Below are 301 nucleotides of genomic sequence, written 5' to 3' on the forward strand. Positions count from 1 at the left end.
GGGTGGTGTTCGAGCAGGCCTTGCTGATCGGCGGCGTAGGCATGTTGCTGGCAGCGGCCTTCAGTACCGTGGTGCTGCTGATCGCGCAGACCCAGCGCGTACCGGTGCAGCTGACGCCGATGGTGATCCTGGGCTGCGTGGCGCTGGTCGCGGTGATGGCCATGCTGTCGAGCATCATGGCGGTGCGCAGTGTGGTCCGCTCCGATCCATCGTTGCTGCTGCGTTGAGGACCGGCCGATGACCTCCAAACATGCCATCGCCCCCACATTGCAGGCCGACGCACTGGAGAAAGGCTTCATGT

At 64.5% G+C, this 301-nt stretch carries 1 protein-coding gene; it reads left to right on the forward strand.

Annotation, left to right across the window (positions count from 1 at the left end; translation table 11 throughout):
- The coding region (locus tag EN846_RS34440; RefSeq protein WP_210236162.1) for an FtsX-like permease family protein at positions 1–227 on the forward strand (227 nt) is incomplete at its 5' end.
- Between the last annotated feature and the right edge of the window lie 74 nt (positions 228–301).

Origin of the sequence: Mesorhizobium sp. M4B.F.Ca.ET.203.01.1.1, from assembly GCF_004791025.1 — a bacterium.
GTDB lineage: Bacteria > Pseudomonadota > Alphaproteobacteria > Rhizobiales > Rhizobiaceae > Mesorhizobium > Mesorhizobium abyssinicae.